Annotated in this window: 17 protein-coding genes and 1 pseudogene; 16 read left to right on the top strand and 2 right to left on the bottom strand. The window is 30.6% G+C overall.

Features of this window, described 5'->3' with window-relative positions; all coding sequences use genetic code 11:
* Window positions 1-105: 105 nt before the first annotated feature.
* Window positions 106-792 (bottom strand): tRNA (guanosine(37)-N1)-methyltransferase TrmD, encoded by a 687-nt coding sequence (gene trmD / locus H4K33_RS07350; RefSeq protein ID WP_182647812.1) that lies wholly within the window; start codon window positions 790-792, stop codon window positions 106-108.
* Window positions 793-1206: 414 nt separating this feature from the next.
* Here trmD and H4K33_RS07345 point away from each other — a divergent pair, with 414 nt between their 5' ends.
* From H4K33_RS07345 to H4K33_RS07320, 6 genes are all read left to right on the top strand, one after another.
* A complete protein-coding gene (locus tag H4K33_RS07345) occupies window positions 1207-1404 on the top strand; it encodes a hypothetical protein (RefSeq protein ID WP_182647811.1) in 198 nt (65 codons plus the stop codon).
* A 149-nt stretch (window positions 1405-1553) separates the two neighbouring features.
* Window positions 1554-2681, top strand: a complete 1128-nt coding sequence (locus H4K33_RS07340) for a site-specific integrase (protein WP_182647810.1) — start codon at window positions 1554-1556, stop codon at window positions 2679-2681.
* Between the two features lie 4 nt (window positions 2682-2685).
* Window positions 2686-3543 (top strand): hypothetical protein, encoded by an 858-nt coding sequence (locus H4K33_RS07335; protein ID WP_182647809.1) that lies wholly within the window; start codon window positions 2686-2688, stop codon window positions 3541-3543.
* Between the two features lie 104 nt (window positions 3544-3647).
* A complete protein-coding gene (locus H4K33_RS07330) occupies window positions 3648-4034 on the top strand; it encodes an AlpA family transcriptional regulator (RefSeq protein ID WP_182647808.1) in 387 nt (128 codons plus the stop codon).
* A gap of 105 nt (window positions 4035-4139) precedes the next feature.
* Window positions 4140-5318, top strand: coding sequence for a VapE domain-containing protein (locus H4K33_RS07325; protein WP_182647807.1), 1179 nt, complete (start codon window positions 4140-4142; stop codon window positions 5316-5318).
* A 617-nt stretch (window positions 5319-5935) separates the two neighbouring features.
* On the top strand, window positions 5936-6460 hold the full coding sequence (locus H4K33_RS07320) for a hypothetical protein (RefSeq protein WP_182647806.1): 525 nt from the start codon (window positions 5936-5938) through the stop codon (window positions 6458-6460).
* On the opposite strand, the gene H4K33_RS07315 is transcribed toward H4K33_RS07320, so the two are convergent.
* Window positions 6457-6939, bottom strand: a complete 483-nt coding sequence (locus H4K33_RS07315; protein ID WP_182647805.1) for a hypothetical protein — start codon at window positions 6937-6939, stop codon at window positions 6457-6459. The two genes, H4K33_RS07320 and H4K33_RS07315, sit on opposite strands and share 4 nt — an antisense overlap.
* A gap of 261 nt (window positions 6940-7200) precedes the next feature.
* Between H4K33_RS07315 and H4K33_RS07310 the strand changes: the two genes are divergently transcribed.
* The 10 genes and pseudogenes from H4K33_RS07310 (at window position 7201) to H4K33_RS07265 (ending at window position 18547) form a co-directional block, all read left to right on the top strand.
* Window positions 7201-7821 (top strand): hypothetical protein, encoded by a 621-nt coding sequence (locus H4K33_RS07310; RefSeq protein WP_182647804.1) that lies wholly within the window; start codon window positions 7201-7203, stop codon window positions 7819-7821.
* 153 nt (window positions 7822-7974) lie between these two features.
* A pseudogene (locus H4K33_RS07305) lies at window positions 7975-8178 on the top strand (transcriptional regulator).
* Window positions 8179-8326: 148 nt separating this feature from the next.
* Entirely contained in the window at window positions 8327-13267 is a 4941-nt protein-coding gene (locus H4K33_RS07300) for a type ISP restriction/modification enzyme (protein ID WP_220485301.1), read from the top strand.
* Between the two features lie 4 nt (window positions 13268-13271).
* Entirely contained in the window at window positions 13272-14264 is a 993-nt protein-coding gene (locus tag H4K33_RS07295) for a ParA family protein (RefSeq protein WP_182647803.1), read from the top strand.
* Window positions 14261-15124 (top strand): SIR2 family protein, encoded by an 864-nt coding sequence (locus H4K33_RS07290; protein ID WP_182647802.1) that lies wholly within the window; start codon window positions 14261-14263, stop codon window positions 15122-15124. The genes H4K33_RS07295 and H4K33_RS07290 overlap by 4 nt, the downstream gene beginning before the upstream one ends.
* Window positions 15125-15134: 10 nt before the next feature.
* Window positions 15135-15875: a hypothetical protein gene (locus tag H4K33_RS07285; protein WP_182647801.1), complete on the top strand. Its 741-nt coding sequence runs from the start codon at window positions 15135-15137 to the stop codon at window positions 15873-15875.
* A 10-nt stretch (window positions 15876-15885) separates the two neighbouring features.
* On the top strand, window positions 15886-16509 hold the full coding sequence (locus H4K33_RS07280; protein WP_182647800.1) for a hypothetical protein: 624 nt from the start codon (window positions 15886-15888) through the stop codon (window positions 16507-16509).
* A 33-nt stretch (window positions 16510-16542) separates the two neighbouring features.
* A complete protein-coding gene (locus H4K33_RS07275) occupies window positions 16543-17370 on the top strand; it encodes a hypothetical protein (protein WP_182647799.1) in 828 nt (275 codons plus the stop codon).
* A 22-nt stretch (window positions 17371-17392) separates the two neighbouring features.
* Window positions 17393-18013, top strand: coding sequence for a hypothetical protein (locus H4K33_RS07270; protein WP_182647798.1), 621 nt, complete (start codon window positions 17393-17395; stop codon window positions 18011-18013).
* A gap of 219 nt (window positions 18014-18232) precedes the next feature.
* A complete protein-coding gene (locus H4K33_RS07265; RefSeq protein ID WP_220485300.1) occupies window positions 18233-18547 on the top strand; it encodes a T9SS type A sorting domain-containing protein in 315 nt (104 codons plus the stop codon).

Below are 18547 nucleotides of genomic sequence, written 5' to 3'. Positions count from 1 at the left end.
TTAAGCTAAATAATTGGAAGAACGTTCTTTAGTCGATGCTATTCCGTAAAAGGCATTCTTGTTTGTCTATTTAAATAGAAGAGCTTAACAACGAGAAACTTAGCCTTATTTGTTTTTCTCTTCTAAAAGATCGGGTCTTCTGTTCTTGGTGTGTTCATACGCCATATCTTCTCTCCATTTGTCAATAGCGGCAAAGTTACCACTCAACAAGACATCGGGAACTTTCCAACCTTTGTATTCAGAAGGTCTTGTGTAAATAGGAGGAGCAAGCAAATTATCTTGAAAACTATCCGTTAAGGCAGAAGTCTCATCATTTAATACACCAGGAATCAGGCGAATAAGCGCATCACATAAGATCGCAGCTCCCAATTCTCCCCCTGACAATACGTAATCGCCAATAGAAATTTCTTTGGTAATAAAGTGATCGCGTACACGTTGATCCACCCCTTTATAATGACCACACAAAATAATGATATTTTTTAAGAGCGACATAGAGTTCGCCATCGTCTGATTGAGCGTTTCTCCATCGGGTGACATATAGATGATCTCATCGTATTCGCGTTCTTCCTTCAATGCGCTGATGCATCGATCGATAGGTTCAATACTCATGACCATACCAGCACCACCTCCAAATTGGTAGTCATCGACATTTTTGTGCTTGTTGGTACTGTAATCGCGTAAATTGTGAAAGTGCACTTCAACTAATCCTTTGCTAATCGCTCGCTTTAAGATTGAAGCTTGGAAAGGACTTTCGATTAATTCGGGAATTACGGAAATAATATCTATACGCATCTTTAAAAAATTTACACAAAGGTACAATCCAAATTTATACCATGCAATGGATATATTTTTACAAAGAGAAGTTCATTTTCAAAAGAGGATTGTGGAGCGTTCTAAACGTGTTTTCAGTAAACTAAAACGAATGCCTTTTGAAGCAAAAAATAGGAGTATCTGTTCATAAAAACAACATTGTTAATTAATTGTTAATTATTGTTTCGTTATGGTTGATGTCTTTTGTCTTTCGTTTGTTGTTTTTTATTAAAATTTTTCTTCCTTCTTTTGTGAGTGTTATTTTTTGTGTTATGTGTATTGTTTTGACATAAATTGTTAGTTGTGTTTTTTGTATTGTATTTTGTTTCTTTTATTTGAATGTAATATTATATAATATTTGCATAAATATTGGTATAAAATTAACTATATGTAGAGATGAAAAAGTTAAATTTTTTTATGATGTTCTTCTTGTTATTGCTAGTAGGTCATCAACAAAGTTTTGGTCAAGTTTCCAGAGCACCATCAACGACAGGGCAGGCCGAATCTATTGAGCATTTACTCAATCAGAGTTGTCCCTCTGATATACCTATTGTAGAACAATTACCTAGAGGACTTTTTACTAAAGGCAAATAAATTACCTTTCCCTTAGTAAGATATACTTTCTTTTATTTGACTATCAGGTTTTTATACTTGATAGTCTTTTCTTTTTGTTTACTTTTGTATCAGATGATGTACTAATTCAGTACTAATTTTTAATATCAATCTGTACAAATGTACCAATTATGAAAATATCACTTATAGAACGTAAATTAAAAGATGGTTCAGTTAATTTAGCTATTGAATATTACAAAGGATCGGAAATTACGCCAGAAGGTAAACGTAAACATATTAGAGAATACGAGAATTTAAAATTATACTTATATGGTGAGCCAAAGAATGCTAATGAAAAAAAAGAGAATAAAGAAACTCTTTTATTAGCTAAAAAACTTCTAGCTATTAGAGAAGCAGAATACTATCAAGGTAAGTTTGATCTTAAAAATACTACAAAGGGAAAAAGACGCTTTTTAGACTACTTTCATGAGAAAACAGAAGAGAAAATTAACAGTCCAAAGAACTATGGCAATTGGACTGCAACAATGGTTCATTTAAAACGTTGTATCTCCCCTAATATTATCTTTGATGATATTGATGAAAAGTTTGTAAAACGCATACGCACTTATTTTGACAAAGAAGCCCGAACTAAGAGCGATCTACCTTTATCGTTAAACTCAAAATATTCCTACTTCAATAAGTTTAAAGCTTGTTTACGTGCTGCCTTTGATGAAGGTTATTTAGCTATAAATTATGCCCCTAAAGCTAAATCATTTGAACAGGCAGAGAGTCAAAGAGAATACCTCACTTTTAATGAAGTACAAGACCTAGCCAATACTGAATGTAAATATGAAGTATTAAAACGTGCTTTTCTATTTTCTTGTTTTACAGGATTACGTTGGTCAGATATCAATACTATGACATGGTCTGAAGTTCGAGATGAAGACGATTCATATCGCATAAATTTTAGACAAGAAAAAACAGATGGAGTTGAATATCTTTATATCTCTAAACAAGCTCGAGATCTATTGGGAGAGCGTAAAGGTAATATGAACCGTGTATTTATAGGTTTAAAATACTCAGCAGTTTATAACAACGCTATTGTACTATGGTGTAATAAAGCTGGTATTTCAAAGCATATTACTTTCCATAGTGCAAGACATACTCATGCTGTGATTCTACTTGAAAATGGTGCAGATATTTATACAGTATCAAAACGTCTAGGACATCGTGAAATCCGTACAACTGCTATATACGCTAAGATAGTAGACGAGAGAATGAAAGCAGCCGCAAATTTTTTCCCATCAGTAAATATTTAAGATTATGACAGTATTTTTAATTACAACTGCAACAGTATTATTTATCATGTTAGTACTAAACTTCGGGTACTATTATTTTAAAAAGATATATCCCTTTTTACTAGGAGAAGTAATTCTTTGGGATAACAAATTAGACCGATTAAAGCTTCTGATTGGTATAACTACTCTATTCTTCGCTTATTTTTCTTTTCAAAGTATTTGGACAACTGGAATTTTTTTCAAAGAATTGAATATTATATTATACGCTATTCTATTAGCTAGCAATATCTTATTTTATGTAATCTACACTCAAGATAGAACATTATTCAAAACTCCCTCTTTGACAGAAAATTCTGAAGAAAAGAAAAAAATAGAAGAGCAAATCGCCCAAGAACAAGAAGAGCTTCGCTTTGAACAAAAAGTAAAAGAATATCAGGAGAAAATTCAAGCTACCATTGATTTTATCAAAGAACAGAAAAACAAACATTCTAAAATAAACACAGTAGATGATGTAAACACACCTAAAGATCAAAACTCAAATGATAATTTTTTTCAATATCTTCAGGAAGATGATTTAAAAAAAATGTATTCAAGTTTCCGTGAAGAAGGTATTATAAAAGATTTATCCTTTGATAATTTTAAAAGAAACCTTCTTAAGAAGGATTTACAAATAAACTTACACGGCCCTTCTCTTTATTACTTTCATAAAGTATTTGAAAAGCACTTTATGAAACAGTGTCCGCTTTCTATTACACTTATTAAGTTCATAACCTACTTTAAACGAAAAGATGGTAAATCATTTCTTTATGGTACAGTAAAAAATGGTGTCTCACAACCCTTTCCTCTTCACAAAGAATTATTTGAAGAAATGTTTGTATCATAAAACCGTGACTTTTTAAGCTATTACCGTGACTAGTCATGGTTATCCTTTGATTGTCATGGTGGTTTTGACTTTCATTTGCACCATAATTAAATAAAGGAAAGCATATGAAAGCTATTGAAAACAAAAATGTAAAAAAAGAAAACATTATTCAATTACAACGAATATTACTTCAAACAATTGAAGAATTTGATACGTTTAAAAAACAAATAATTCATCAGCAAAGAGAACTCAAAGATGCTATTGGGCTTAATCTCATTCAACAAAAAGAAATGCTTAATGTACAAGAACTTTCTGATTATATTGGCATGTCAACATCCAGTATATATAAACTTGTTTACAATAACATAATTCCTTTTTACAAACCTAATGGGAAGATATTATACTTTGATCGTGAAGAAATAAATACTTGGTTACGACAAAACAAAAGCCAATCTATATCGCAGTTAGAGCAACAAGCTCTTGATTATTCTTTCAAGAATAGAAAAAAATAAAGCGTTCAAAGTTGCAATTTGAACGCTTCAGATTAATATTGTCTCACTCGCAAGAGTATGATGCAAATATATGTATTATACTCTTATTAATCAACTATTTATTTAATGGAAGAAATAAGCGTATATGATATATCATCACGCAAGGACTCTGTGTATGATAAAATTCACGAAGAACTAAGCAAGTATTTCACTATCAAATTCAATGAAATCTCTTTAGAGTTTGAAATATTCAGTTCAAAATCACATAAGACTCTTGAGTTTAACGAATCATCTTTACTGATACACTTACATAGAGAAAAATTAAACGTAAGTTCACAAGCTTTAAAAACGTATTTAAAGAGTCATTTTATAGAGCGATACAACCCCATAATAGAATATTTCGAAGAACTCCCTACTTGGGATGGAAAAGACTACATAAAGCAATATGCTTCTTATGTTAATACAGACGATAATAATCTTTTTGCTCATCATTTATTAAAATGGGCTATACGAGCAGTTAAAACAGTCATCCACCCAGAACAAATTAACAAACATTGTTTGATTTTAGGGAATGGAGAACAAAATGCGGGTAAATCAACCTATCTAGAAAATCTTTGTCCTAGACCACTAAAACGTTACTACTACGAAAATATAGGTGTCAGCAAAGATGATCGAATTAAGCTATGTAAAGCTTTTATCATTAACATTGAAGAATTGGATATCCTGGGCAGATACGATATCAATTCTATTAAATCGATTATATCACAGACAACAGTAAACGAACGTTTACCTTATGCTGAAAAATCCTCTTTACTTTATCGTATTTGCAGTTTTGTAGGTAGTACAAACAAACTTGAGTTTTTAAATGATGAAACAGGAAGCGTACGTTGGATTGTCTTCGATGTACTTGGTAGAGTAAACTTTTCTTATAGTCAAGAATTTAATATGGATAATTTTTGGTCGCAAGCCTATCATATTTATAAACATCAACCTACGTTCAAATCTGATTTAACAGTTGAGGAAGTAATTGCTAATGAAAAAAGAAATGAGCGTTTTACAGTTCAGACTGTAGAAAGTGAATTTGTCCTTCGTTTTTATGAACCAAGTAAAGATTTAGAAGATTTTAGAACAGCAACAGAGATTATGACTGAGCTTTCTGTTATGGGGCATAAATTAAACAATCAAAGAATAGGAACCTCTTTGAAAAAACATGGATTTAATCGAATTAAACATGCAAAAAGACAAGTATATGGATATTTGGCTAAAGCAAAATTTACAGACTCTCCATGGGGGTTTAAGGAATAATTGCTCAATACCTCAAATTACCTTACCTACTTACCTAAAACCTTATATTAATATGATTTACAATAACTTACTTAGGTAGGTAAGATAATTTTCTACTTACCTATTTACTGCTTTTTAGGTAAGATGGTAAGATCAAAAACAACTTACCCTTGCATATAAAACATTATAAAACAACAACTTATAACCAAAAGGTAGTTAGGTAAGTAAAAAACATGTTTTAGAGCAGATGATAAACTGTAGCGAAACAGAAAAATATGTTTGATCTATTTTTTAAACAAAATAGGTATTAAAAAGTCAAATAAAATAATCGAAAATTTTGATATACAAGTCCAATTATAAATGACTCTCCAGAAGAAATAAAAGATAAAACCAATTCTTATTTCTTACACTAAACTAACAGCTACTTGATATTTTTTCTTTTCATCAGAAAAAAGTGTTTTCCTTTAAAAAACACTTCTATGAAATAGAGCAAGACGGCGTCGTACAAAAGTTCGACCCAGACTTGCCCATTCGGGGTGTAATTAATTAAAAATCAATAACTTGGAACCTTTTAAACTGATTCTTTAGAAAAGAAAATAGTAGTCAAAACAAATCAATCAACTACAAATCAATACATTATGAGTAACTATTCAAGAAAAACTGTAAAAATATACAGTGAAACATACAAACATTTAGAACGAATTTCAAAGGAGACAGGTAAGCCAATTTTACATGTTGTAAGTACAATAGTCAATACGTTCGTGGAAAATGAATTTGTCAAAGATTTTAATTTAGAAGCTAAAACTAAACCAATAAATTATCGTGAACTTTTAACTACCTCTCTAAATGAGCAAAAAAAGGAATTAACAAATATGATGAAAGAGCGAACTAATACAATTATTGGTTTTATAAAGACCCTTGATAAGAAAGTAGAAGGAACTCGACGTGATATTATTTTCAAGGTAGATCCAGAGGATGATACTATAACACATCCTTTAGAGTATCACTATGACTTTCTGATTAAAAACTTAATATATCTTCTTAAGTTAAATGGAATGGAACAAGAAGACATGTTTGAAAGATTATATGAAGTACTTAGTAGAGATGAATATGAATTCATGGTGAAAAGTTATAATTCCGTCATGTCTAAAAGGATCAATTAAAGACTATAAGTTTGAGAGACAAGATTACAGAGAGTTGTATATTTTTCTTTTGATAAAGAGTCCTCAATTAGAGATACCTGGTCATAGGTACACTTATAAATTAATTCATAAACTAAGTAGGTAATTACCTCGCAAGGTAAATTATCAAAGACGAACTTATAACCATCTTTCGCTAGATCAAAGCTATTAACATCAATATATTTAGGATAAATCTCAAAGGTAGTCTTGACTAATACTACTTTAAATAAATCTTCATTAAGAGTACTTTGAAGAATAGATGTTCTTTCAAGTTTATCTAAACCATGAATTGTTTTTTCAATTTGTTCCACCCAATAATCAGAGACCTTATGGCTCTTAAGTAATTTAATACTATCAATAAAACTAGACGATAACTGTAGAGTCTTGTTGTCTTTAAACTTAACATCTACTTTATTAAACAATACACTATTTAGAACTTTAATCAGAGGATGTATGCTCATAACCTTATAAATTAAAAAAGGCGTGAAACTAAAATCAATCGGAAACGGAGGCACTAGGATACCTTACACCACGACGACTCAGCCCACGCCAGTATAAGGCACGGGCGTAAGTCTGTCGCTTTTTGGTGTATTAAGAAGATTCCTAGTTTTCCGTTACCAAAACGACAGCTCACGCTTGTTTGTAATATTTTCTAATGCAAATGTAGATATTATCCATCAATAACTAAAAGAATTAAATAACTTAGAAAATAAAAATACATTATGGAAGAATCTAAAATATACATTAAAAACTGGTTCTTAGAGAACAACCCTTTCTTTGAACCTAATATAGAAGACATTTACCTAGAGGTAGAAGATATACTAAAGGGACTAAGTCCTCAAGCTTGTAGAATAGAGTTATCTTCATTTTTAGCATTAAATTACAGTAATAAATATCTAGAGAAAGTAGAAATGGAACTATATGAGGAATACGGTGATATAGTAAAGGAATGGAATAAGTTGGGTATCTTTACTTCTGAGCTTGGATGTATATTAAAGAACTTAGAAATGGATATAAGTAGGTATCCTGATAAAGATTTAGATGATGTAATAAAAGCCTGTGTTCAAAAACACATATTAAGGGATGAAATAGAGATGGATCCTCTTATTCAGTTTATGCAGTCTCTAAGAGAAGATTGTAAAGTTAGTGATGAAGAACAGGCTAAATTTAAGGAAGTAGAGAGAATATACCTGGAGAAAGGTTTAGCTAAAAATAAACGTATGTGTCCTAAGTGTCAAGAAGTAATAACTTCTACACATAGGCATCATTTTGTTCAGTGTAAATGCGGTTATCTTGGTATTGATGGCGGTTTAGACTATACAGAAATTCATATTTTCTTTTAACCAAAAGAAAATATGAATTTAAAAGGTCAAAGTCATTACCATGTAGAAGTACAAGTAATGACTTTGACCTTTTTTCTTTTCTAAAGATAATTCATCCTTATCGGGTATAAAAACAACTCATTGGATTATAATTATACCCGATAAAGTATAGATATGAATTCAATACAACTATTTGTAAAGCGAAAGCGAAAAGAACTAAAGCTTACACAAGAGGATTTAACACTAAATGCTTGTGTAGGACTGCGTTTTGTACGTGACTTAGAACAAGAAAGAAAACACTCCGTTTAGATAAAGTAAACGATGTATTGGCTTTATTTGGTAAAAGTTGGTGTAATTAATAAGATTAGGAAAATATAAAAGAGGTAGATAGTTTTAGTATTTGATATTAAAAAGGCTTTTAATGTATTGTATTATCTTTCCCTAAATAAATACAGTAGTTACCTAATTTCTTTTAGTTTCTTATTTTAACTTTTGGTATTTTTACCTCTTATTAAAAAAAGTAGACATGAGTGCATCAATGACCTTAGATATAATATTAAATAAGTACCGTAATATAGCTTTCTCTGAAAGAGACAAAGGAGATCGTTTCGAACGATTAATGCAAGCATATTTAATGACTGACCCTAAATATGCTAATCTATTCAAAAAGGTATGGATGTGGAATGAGTTTCCTGGAAAGAATGATTTAGGAGGTGTGGACACTGGTATTGATTTAGTAGCATTAACATTTGATGGTGATTATTGGGCTATTCAATGTAAGTTTTATGATGAAAAAACTACAATAGATAAAAAGGCTGTAGATACATTCTTAGCGACATCGAGTCGCTCTTTTAAAGGAGAAGATTTAAAAACAACTAATTTCTCTCAGTGTCTATGGATTTCTACTTCTAACAATTGGACAGGAAATGCAACAGAAGCTCTAAAGAATCAGCAACCTCCTGTTTCTCGTATTACTATAGCTGATTTATATGAAGCACCTGTAGACTGGGGAAAATTAGAACAAAACATAACTGGTGAATTAGCTCGTAATGAAAAGAAGCAACCAAGAGGTCATCAGATAGATGCGATTAATAATACTCATGAACATTTCCAAACACATAATAGAGGAAAACTTATCATGGCTTGTGGTACAGGTAAGACACTTACTTCTCTTTTTATAGCAGAAAAAGAAACAAACAATAAAGGTTTAGTATTATTCTTAGTCCCTTCTATTGCTCTATTGGGTCAAACATTAAATGAATGGAGTGCAGATGCTCAAGAACCAATAAATGCTATATGCATCTGTTCTGATCCTGAAATTACAAAAAGTAAGAAAAAAGATAACGATACAGATTTAACCTCAGTTATTGACTTAGCAATGCCTGCCTCTACAAATGTTGCTAATATAATAAGTCAATTCGAGAAGCTTAAACACAGAAAAAACAATGGTATGACTGTTGTTTTCTCAACCTATCAGTCAATCGAAGTAATCTCACAAGCACAAACTGCTGTAGGTAAACGCTTCCCTGAATTTGCTGAATTTGACTTAATCATTTGTGATGAAGCTCATAGAACTACAGGTGTGCAATTATCAGGTGAAGATGAATCTGCTTTCACAAAAGTTCATGATAATGATTTCATAAAGGCTAAGAAACGTCTTTATATGACAGCGACCCCTCGTTTATATGATGCAGAGACAAAGACAAAAGCAGCTCAAGCTGAAGCACTATTATGTTCTATGGATGACGAGAATATCTATGGACAAGAAATGTATCGAATAGGATTTGGCGAAGCTGTATCACGAGAATTACTGACAGATTATAAAGTACTTATTCTTACGTTAAGTGAGAATGATGTACCTCCTGTTATCCAAAATATGATTACCAATGGAGAGAGCGAAATTAGAGTAGATGATATGCCTAAACTTATAGGTTGTATCAATGCTTTATCAAAACAAGTTTTAGGAGATGAAGGGATTATCGCTAAACATGATCCTTTACCTATGAAGAGAGCACTTGCTTTCTGCTCTACTATTGCTAATTCTGAAACTATTACACAGACTTTTAATGCAGTTTCTGGTACTTATATTGAGGCATTGCCTATGGGGGACAGAGAGAAAACAGTATCATTAACGAGTCAACATATAGACGGAACAATGGACGCTACTCAACGTGCTGAATTATTAGGTTGGTTAAAAGCAGAACCAGAAGAAGGCGAATGTCGTGTACTAACTAATGTACGCTGTTTAAGTGAGGGAGTAGATGTACCTTCATTAGATGCTGTAATGTTCTTATCTGCTCGTAATAGCCAAGTAGATGTGGTACAGTCTGTAGGACGTGTTATGCGTAGAGCCCCTGGTAAACAATACGGTTATATCATCATACCTGTTGTTGTACCTTCAACTGTTTCGGCAGAAAAAGCATTAGATGACAACGAACGTTTTAAAGTGGTATGGACTGTTTTAAATGCCTTACGTGCTCATGATGACCGCTTCGAAGCTGAGATTAATAAGATAAACTTGAACAAGAAGAAACCTTCTCAAGTATTAGTAGGGGGTACTCCTTTTGAATTTGATAGTGAGGGGAATCCTATCGAAAGAGGTGCCTATGACAGTAGTAATGCAGAAGTTTTAAATAACCAACTTCGCATAGAATTTGAAGAGTTACAAAGTGCTGTATTTGCACGTATGGTATTAAAAGTTGGTGATCGATTATACTGGGAACAGTGGGCTAAATCTATTGCTGATATTGCAGTACGTCAAATGGAAAGAATAGAACAGCTAATCGATAACTCAGCGAAGCATGCAAAGGAATTTGATAAATTTTTAAAAGGGCTTCAAAAAAATATCAATCCTTCTATTCAAAAAGAAGAAGCTGTAGAAATGCTTTCGCAACACTTGATTACTAAACCTGTATTCGAAGCTTTATTCGAAGAGTATTCTTTCGTGGAGAATAACCCAATGAGTAAATCTATGCAGAAAATGCTGGATTTGTTAGAAGGAGAAAATATAGCAGAAGATGAAGCGACCCTGCAGAAGTTCTTTGATTCTGTAAAGATGCGTGCATCTGGTATTGATAATGCTGAAGGAAAACAAAAAATAATTATCGAATTATACGACAAATTCTTTAAAACTGCGTTTCCTAAAATGGTAGAGCGTTTAGGGATAGTATATACACCTACAGAAGTAGTGGATTTTATTATTCACTCTGTAAATGATGTGCTACAAGCGGAATTTGGACGTACATTATCAGATAATAACGTACATATCTTAGATCCTTTTACAGGTACAGGTACATTTATTACTCGTTTATTACAGAGTGGTTTAATCAATCCTGAGGATTTAAAACGCAAATATAAAAAAGAGATCCATGCTAACGAAATAGTATTATTAGCCTACTATATTGCCTCTGTTAATATAGAGAATGTTTATCATGATTTAGTAAAAGAGAAAAAAGAGACTAAAGTAGTTTCTATAAGTGATAATAATTTAACAGACAATACTTTAATAGCTGCTGCAGAAACATTAGAATACACTTTAAATAAACCTACAGAATATGTGGCTTTTGACGGAATCTGTCTAACAGATACTTTTCAATTAGGAGAAGAAGGAGCACAAACGACTATGTTAGATGATATCTTTCCTCAAAATTCTAAACGTGTACAGGAGCAGAAAAAAGCTCCTATCAAAGTTATTATAGGTAATCCACCTTATTCTATTGGACAAAAATCTGCTAATGATAACGCACAAAATCAAAAGTATCCAACATTAGATAATAAGATAGCTAATACCTATGCTACTTTATCAAATGCTGGGTTAAATAAATCATTATATGATGCTTATATCAAAGCTTTTCGTTGGAGTTCAGATCGTCTAAAACAAGATGAAGGAGGTATTATTGCCTTTGTTTCTAATGGAGCATGGTTAGAAGGAAACTCTACAGATGGTTTCCGTAAATCTTTAGAAAAAGAATTTTCTAAAATATATGTTTTTAATTTACGTGGTAACCAAAGAACAAATGGTGAATTAAGCAGAAAAGAAGGAGGTAAAATATTTGGAGGAGGAAGCCGAACTCCTATTTCTATTACTCTATTAGTAAAGAATCCTAAATATATTAATGACAAAGCAAAAATATACTATCGTGACATCGGAGATTATTTAACTCGTGAACAGAAACTAAATATAGTAAGTGAAGCAAAATCATTCCTAAATTCAAACAATGATTTAGTAGAGATTACTCCTAATGAACATGGAGACTGGATCAATCATCGTAATGATGGTTTTGATAATTTTATTTCAATTGAACCTGATAAGAAACTAAACCTTAAATCACATTCCTTTTTCATACAATATGGAGTCGGTATTGCTACGAATAGAGATGCTTGGGTATATAATTTTAACTCAACAATATTAGAAAAAAACATGATATCTACTATAGATATATACAATAGAGAATTAAAACACTCTAATAATATAGAATCGAAAGTAACAGAGAAGGAATTAAAATGGACAGTTAATCTAAAAAATTATTTCAAAAAAGGTATAAAATTAAATTATAATAAATCTGCAAAAGAAGAAGCTTTATATAGACCTTATTGTATTTCAAATTTATATACAGATAAATATTTTATAGAGCGTCCTGGGATATTTGATAATCTTATTATTAAAGGTAAAAAAGAAAATAAGATAATCATGCTTACTGGAATGGGATCAAGTAAGGATTTTTCACTATTAATAACTGATAAGAGAATAGATATTCAAACAATAATGAATGGTCAAATATTTCCATTATATTATTATGAAGTTCCTAAAACAACGCAAAAAGGTCTATTTGATGATCCTACAGAAAGTAATTATGTACGTAGAGATGCTATAAGTGATTTTATCTTTGAGAGAGCTAAAAAACAATATGGAAAGACCGTTACACGAGAAGATATCTTCTATTATGTATATGGATTCTTACATTCAAATGAATATAGAGAGACTTTTGCCAATGACTTAAAGAAGATGTTACCTAAGCTCCCTCTTGTAGAAAGTGTAAAAGACTTCTGGGCTTTTAGTAAAGCTGGACGTGACTTAGCAGAACTACATCTAAATTATGAGAGTATAGCTCCATACCAAAATGTAATAATAACGGGAGAAGAAAGTGATAACTTTAAAGTAACTAAGATGAAGTTCCCTAAAAAAGGAGAAAAAGGAAGTATCATTTATAATAGTCATATTATCATTAGTAATATTCCTGATCAAGCATATGAGTATGTAGTAAACGGTAAATCTGCTATCGAGTGGATTATGGATAGATATCAAATATCTACACATAAAGATAGTGGTATCACTAATGACCCTAACGACTGGGCTGATGAAGTAAGTAATCCTCGTTATATATTGGATCTTTTGTTAAGTATTATTAATGTATCTGTGCAGACTGTAGATATCGTAAATAGTCTGCCTAAAGTAAAATTTGAGTAATTCTATGAAATCAATTGTAATTTTTAATAATAAAGGTGGAGTTGGAAAAACTACACTACTATGTAATATAGCTTCATATCTAGCATTAAAAAAAGGAAAAAAAGTTCTAGTTATTGATGCTGACCCTCAGTGTAATGCTACTAGTTATATGTTCACTTTAGAGCAGCTTGAAGATATTTATAAAAGAGAAAATACACTCGTAAAAGTAATACAACCAGTCCAAAAAGGTAAAGGATATATACAAGGCAATTTTCCAATAGAAAAGAGTAATACTTTTGGTGTAGATGTTGTTCCAGGAGACACAAAGTTGTCTTTAGCAGAGGATTTTCTTAGTAAAGATTGGTTAGATGGAAAGTCTGGAGATGCTAGGGGATTACAGACGACATTTGTATTTAAAGATCTATTGTTAAAACTTGAAGATCAGTATGATTATATCTTTTTTGATGTTGGACCATCTCTTGGAGCTTTAAATAGGGCTGTACTTGTTGCTTCAGATTTATTTATTGTACCAATGTCTTCAGATATATTTAGTTTACGTGCAATTGAAAATATTTCTAAATCTATGAGCGACTGGAAAGGACAACTACAAAGAGGATTAAGTGATTATTGTGATAAAGAAGATGAACTATTTATTTTGAATAATAATGAAGTAAAATGGAATTTAGAATTTATTGGTTACATCGCACAACAGTATACTGCTAAGACAAATGATGGTGTAAAAAGACCTGTAAATGCATATGAAAAAATCATTAAGAAAATCCCAACAGTTATTGAAAAGCATTTAGTAGCAGATAACTCAAAAATAGAACACATTAAACTAGGTGAGATACCTAACCTTAATAGTTTAGTACCATTATCACAAAGCAGTAATACTCCAATTTTTATACTAAAATCTGAGCATGGTGTTGTTGGAGCTCATTTCAACAAAGTTAGGGAGTATGAAGATATAATATCAAGTATTGTAGTTAAATTAGAAGAGAATATTACCTTATTATGATTAAGTGGCCTGATAAACTAATAGATATAATAGCTAAAAGAAGATGTGTAATTGTTATTGGAGCTGGAGTATCAAAGAATTCAACTAACAATCAAGGAGTTAGACCATGTGACTGGAAAGAGTTTTTAGAGAAAGCGAATAATGGACTACCACATAGCTTAGAAATAAAAAAGCAGATAAAAAACTATGATTTTCTAACTGCTTGCGAATTAATTAAAAGAGATATGGGGGATGAGGAATTTAATGATTTAGTTAAAAGTGAATTCTTAACACCTTCTTTTAATAATGCAGAGATCCATAAATATATTTTTAATTTAGATTCAAAGATTGTAATTACACCAAATTTTGATAAAATTTATGACACATATGCAAATACTGCTTCAAATGGAACAATATCTGTAAAAAACTTTTATGATGAAAATATAATTGCTTCAATAAGAGATAATGAGAGGGTTATTATTAAAATTCATGGCTCAGTTGATTCACCAGATAATTTAATCTTTACTAGGAAAGATTACTCTAAAGCTAGAACAAAGTATAAAAACTTTTATAGTATGCTTGAAGCTTTATTCTTAACACATACGTTTATTTTTATTGGTTGTGGAGTAAATGATCCAGATATCAGACTAATACTAGAAGATTATACTTTTAAGTATCCTTTTGGTACTAAGCATTATATTATAATGCCTCAAAAATCTATACACAAACAAGTTCAAATAGTATTAGCTGAAACTATGAGTCTTAAAGTAATTGAATATGACTCTAAAAATAATCATGCTATATTAACAGAATCACTTGAGAAATTAGTACAGTGTGTAGAATTAAAGCGTTCAGAAATAGCTGAAGCACAATCTTGGTAAATAGTATTATATGCTACAAGCAATAAAGAATAAGAAAGCAGGACGTAATTTTAAAGGAACAGAGATACAGTGGAGTTCTTTATTTGAAGGTTCTGAGGATTCCTTAACGTCTTCTGTGGTAGGCACACTCTTGTATCTACCAGACACTATAATATGGACAATCTTAAACCAAGCAGTTGGATACAATCTTATCTCTATAGATGAACCTATTGAAGATTTTATCTTCTGGCCCTCATGGAATTCTAAATATACTGCTAATAGAAACTTTGTAGAACCAGATGTTTTTATAGAAACTCCCCATTACAATATTATTATAGAAGCTAAGAAGGCTGATGGAAAAGGACAGGATATAAATCAGTGGAAACGAGAGTTAATCGCCCATCAGAATGAGTATTGCAATGTAGGTAATAAGAAAGATGTAATTTTTATAGCATTAGGTGGAGTTTCTGAAGATAAAAAAGTACCTATAGAGATAAGTAGTTTTACAGAAGATTTACTTCCTGAAGGTTATGATCGTAAATTTACAATAACGCAATTACAATGGAAGACACTTCTAAAAACATGTTTAGATCAAAAGTATACATTAGAGTACATTACTGATGAATATAATCAAGCTACACTTCGAATCTTAAATGATATTATAGAATACTTTGAAATACATAAAGTATATCGTTTAAAGTATTTCAGTGATATTAATTATCCAAACTATAAAGTAAAAGATTACCCATTATCATCTTTTACATTAATATAAAGCCTTGTATATGAACCAAAAAGAATTAAATAACTTTTTAATAGACAGTAGAAAATCGTTCCGTAACCTCTTTATATATATCGATAGAATAAAAGATATCATGAAATATATTGACTCTATTTTAGAGGGGCATCAGTATAGTGAAGGACATACCCAGTTTAGTAATATTGCAACTGACAAGACTCGAGCTCGATTAAATAAATGGGCTTGGGACTGGTTACCAATGTATAATTATGAGTTCCACTTTGGAGTTAATCAAGAAACTAATGTTAGTTTTTCAATAATTATTATAGCTGATACTGGGTTTTATGATACTTCAAATAAAGATAAATTAGATATTGATCAATATGGTGATGTAGAACAGTCTGAATCTAAGATAATATTTTGTGTTGGTAAGAACAATTGGTTTAAAAATACAAAAACTGAAGAGGACTTAGCGTTTGAAAAGATATACAGTAATAATTGTGATGAATACAATGGTATCACTAATACATCAAAGTATATCTACGCTTATGCTTATAATCTAAATAGTTTTTTAACTAAAGGACAAATAAGAGCTAATCTTGAAGATTTTATAAATAAATGTAATGATAAGAAAATAGATACAATTGTAATTAAAAAGGAGATACAGTAATAAATAGGAATAAGAAAGTAAAAATTATTGGTTATGATTAATAAATTAAAATATGCAACGATTGCCGATATTGGAATATATGATTTGCTCTTTTATGAAGAAGCTCAAGAGACTAAATTAATCGATTTTTGTACACAAAATGGAATTACATTTTTACCTTCAAGAAATCGTAAACAAGTTTATAAACTACTAGGCAGTAAATTTGAGTTACAAGATCTGTCGCCTAAATTATGTATTAAACCCTATGAAAGAATTTTTGATGAGGAAACACTAACTAAGTTTAGTTTTTTAGATCACAATGAAATCCATTTTATAGTAGAGAACGACCTAATTAAAGGAGTTGTTCATATTATCGATTATAATTCTGAATTTATTCAAGTAGAACTTTATAGAGCCTTATTTAAGTTTGAGGTACATCTTAGAACATTATTAGTTGAAAATAACTTCACTAATGATGATTTTATTAACTGGGTTCGATTTAAAAGTGAAACAGATAAAGACAAAAATAGTAAAGAGCATTGGCAAAAACGCTTAGATATTATTGCTCCAAATGATCAAACTGAACTGGAAAAAGTAATTAATAAAAGAAAAGAGTTTAAACCTTTTCAAACGTTTTATTTATTAGAATTAATGCGATTCGCATCAGATAAAAAAGTAATTGATAAAAGAATTGTTGATATAAATAAGATTGCAACTTTAAGAAACCAAATTGCACATAGTAATGATTTAACAACCTTTAGCAAAGAAAAAGGTCAAATGGTTTATAATTACAAAAATCTTAATAGATATGTTAGACAAATCAATGCATTTTTTAAGGCGTATGAATATTTTCAATTAAGAATTGAAAAACTATCTGTTTAAGTGATTGATAAGTAATTATGATATGATCAAGAAAGAATACTCTAAAACCTACTTTACACACCTTTTATTAAACCGTTTGGAAACTCAGAATAGAAAAGGTGATTTACGATTTTTTAGACCTTCACTGTTTAAGATGTTATATCGTACAAGTGAGAGAAATTTTGTAAATGACATATTACTCCCACATGTTGAGACGCTAAAAATATATTATTTTGAAAACGATAATAAAGGAATACAGTTTACAACATATAAAGAGGTACAAAGTATTGTCGTCCATGATTCAGTATTGACAATACTATTAAATAATAAGTTATACACTGTTTATACTCCTATCAATAAAAATAGGGACACTCTATTAATTGAAAACTTTACACCCCTAGAGTTAAATGGAAATGATTTGTCGTTAGCAACTATTGACCATTTTCCTTCATTAATAGATAATTCAAAGGTTATTCAAACAGATGTTCTTTATACTTACATTAAGGATATTAGGAAAAATGCTAAACCTTTAAATCCAAATCTAAAGACAAAAATTATAGAGAATAAACAGATGGATCGTTTATGGCAGGATTTACAAAATTTCTATAAAAACTCTCCTATTGAATTAGTACATTCTAAATATAATAATAGAGAAGGTAGATAATTTTAAATTTCACTAGTATTTAAAGCATTTTACAAAGTAGATAAATTTTTCAGATCATTTGTAATGTACTTATTTTGTACTTATTAAAGCATCTAATTAACTATATATCAGAACAGTATTACTTACTGTATCGGGAAATTGTGTTTAGCATATGATTTGTCGGGAAATTATATCGGTTTAAAAAACTGTGATGCTCCTTTAAGTAGTAGATCTTTTGCTATGGATCAGTTTGAGGCAGATTCGGATGAAGAACCAACAAGAGAATTAACCTTAGAAGAGATGAAAGATTTTATTAAGGTGTATCCAAATCCGACTGACGGAATATTTAATGTGGTATTTGAAGAAGAGATTCATGGGAAAATCTACAAGGTAGAAGTGTTCAACCCTAATGGTGGTCTAATTCGAAGTAAAGACCTTTTACCAGGAGAAAGCAGCACAACATTTAATATCAGCGGTTATCCAGTGGGAATTTATATTTTAAAATTTACGCTGTATACTTCAGATTTTATTAATATCAACCTCATAAAAAAATAA

The sequence above is a fragment of the Myroides sp. WP-1 genome (assembly GCF_014145635.1).
Taxonomy (GTDB): Bacteria; Bacteroidota; Bacteroidia; order Flavobacteriales; family Flavobacteriaceae; genus Flavobacterium.
The sequence above is the reverse complement of the archived record's forward strand: the minus strand, read 5'-3'. Positions and strand labels throughout refer to the sequence as shown.

What these genes read in the sequence shown, in the direction of transcription:
- H4K33_RS07295 (WP_182647803.1), top strand. Translation starts at nt 13,272, where the DNA reads ATGAAATCAATTGTAATTTTTAATAATAAAGGTGGAGTTGGAAAAACT.
- trmD (WP_182647812.1), bottom strand. Translation starts at nt 792, where the DNA reads ATGCGTATAGATATTATTTCCGTAATTCCCGAATTAATCGAAAGTCCT.
- H4K33_RS07285 (WP_182647801.1), top strand. Translation starts at nt 15,135, where the DNA reads ATGCTACAAGCAATAAAGAATAAGAAAGCAGGACGTAATTTTAAAGGA.
- H4K33_RS07320 (WP_182647806.1), top strand. Translation starts at nt 5,936, where the DNA reads ATGAGTAACTATTCAAGAAAAACTGTAAAAATATACAGTGAAACATAC.
- H4K33_RS07300 (WP_220485301.1), top strand. Translation starts at nt 8,327, where the DNA reads ATGAGTGCATCAATGACCTTAGATATAATATTAAATAAGTACCGTAAT.
- H4K33_RS07330 (WP_182647808.1), top strand. Translation starts at nt 3,648, where the DNA reads ATGAAAGCTATTGAAAACAAAAATGTAAAAAAAGAAAACATTATTCAA.
- H4K33_RS07310 (WP_182647804.1), top strand. Translation starts at nt 7,201, where the DNA reads ATGGAAGAATCTAAAATATACATTAAAAACTGGTTCTTAGAGAACAAC.
- H4K33_RS07340 (WP_182647810.1), top strand. Translation starts at nt 1,554, where the DNA reads ATGAAAATATCACTTATAGAACGTAAATTAAAAGATGGTTCAGTTAAT.
- H4K33_RS07345 (WP_182647811.1), top strand. Translation starts at nt 1,207, where the DNA reads ATGAAAAAGTTAAATTTTTTTATGATGTTCTTCTTGTTATTGCTAGTA.
- H4K33_RS07275 (WP_182647799.1), top strand. Translation starts at nt 16,543, where the DNA reads ATGATTAATAAATTAAAATATGCAACGATTGCCGATATTGGAATATAT.
- H4K33_RS07290 (WP_182647802.1), top strand. Translation starts at nt 14,261, where the DNA reads ATGATTAAGTGGCCTGATAAACTAATAGATATAATAGCTAAAAGAAGA.
- H4K33_RS07335 (WP_182647809.1), top strand. Translation starts at nt 2,686, where the DNA reads ATGACAGTATTTTTAATTACAACTGCAACAGTATTATTTATCATGTTA.
- H4K33_RS07265 (WP_220485300.1), top strand. Translation starts at nt 18,233, where the DNA reads ATGGATCAGTTTGAGGCAGATTCGGATGAAGAACCAACAAGAGAATTA.
- H4K33_RS07280 (WP_182647800.1), top strand. Translation starts at nt 15,886, where the DNA reads ATGAACCAAAAAGAATTAAATAACTTTTTAATAGACAGTAGAAAATCG.
- H4K33_RS07315 (WP_182647805.1), bottom strand. Translation starts at nt 6,939, where the DNA reads ATGAGCATACATCCTCTGATTAAAGTTCTAAATAGTGTATTGTTTAAT.
- H4K33_RS07270 (WP_182647798.1), top strand. Translation starts at nt 17,393, where the DNA reads ATGATCAAGAAAGAATACTCTAAAACCTACTTTACACACCTTTTATTA.
- H4K33_RS07325 (WP_182647807.1), top strand. Translation starts at nt 4,140, where the DNA reads ATGGAAGAAATAAGCGTATATGATATATCATCACGCAAGGACTCTGTG.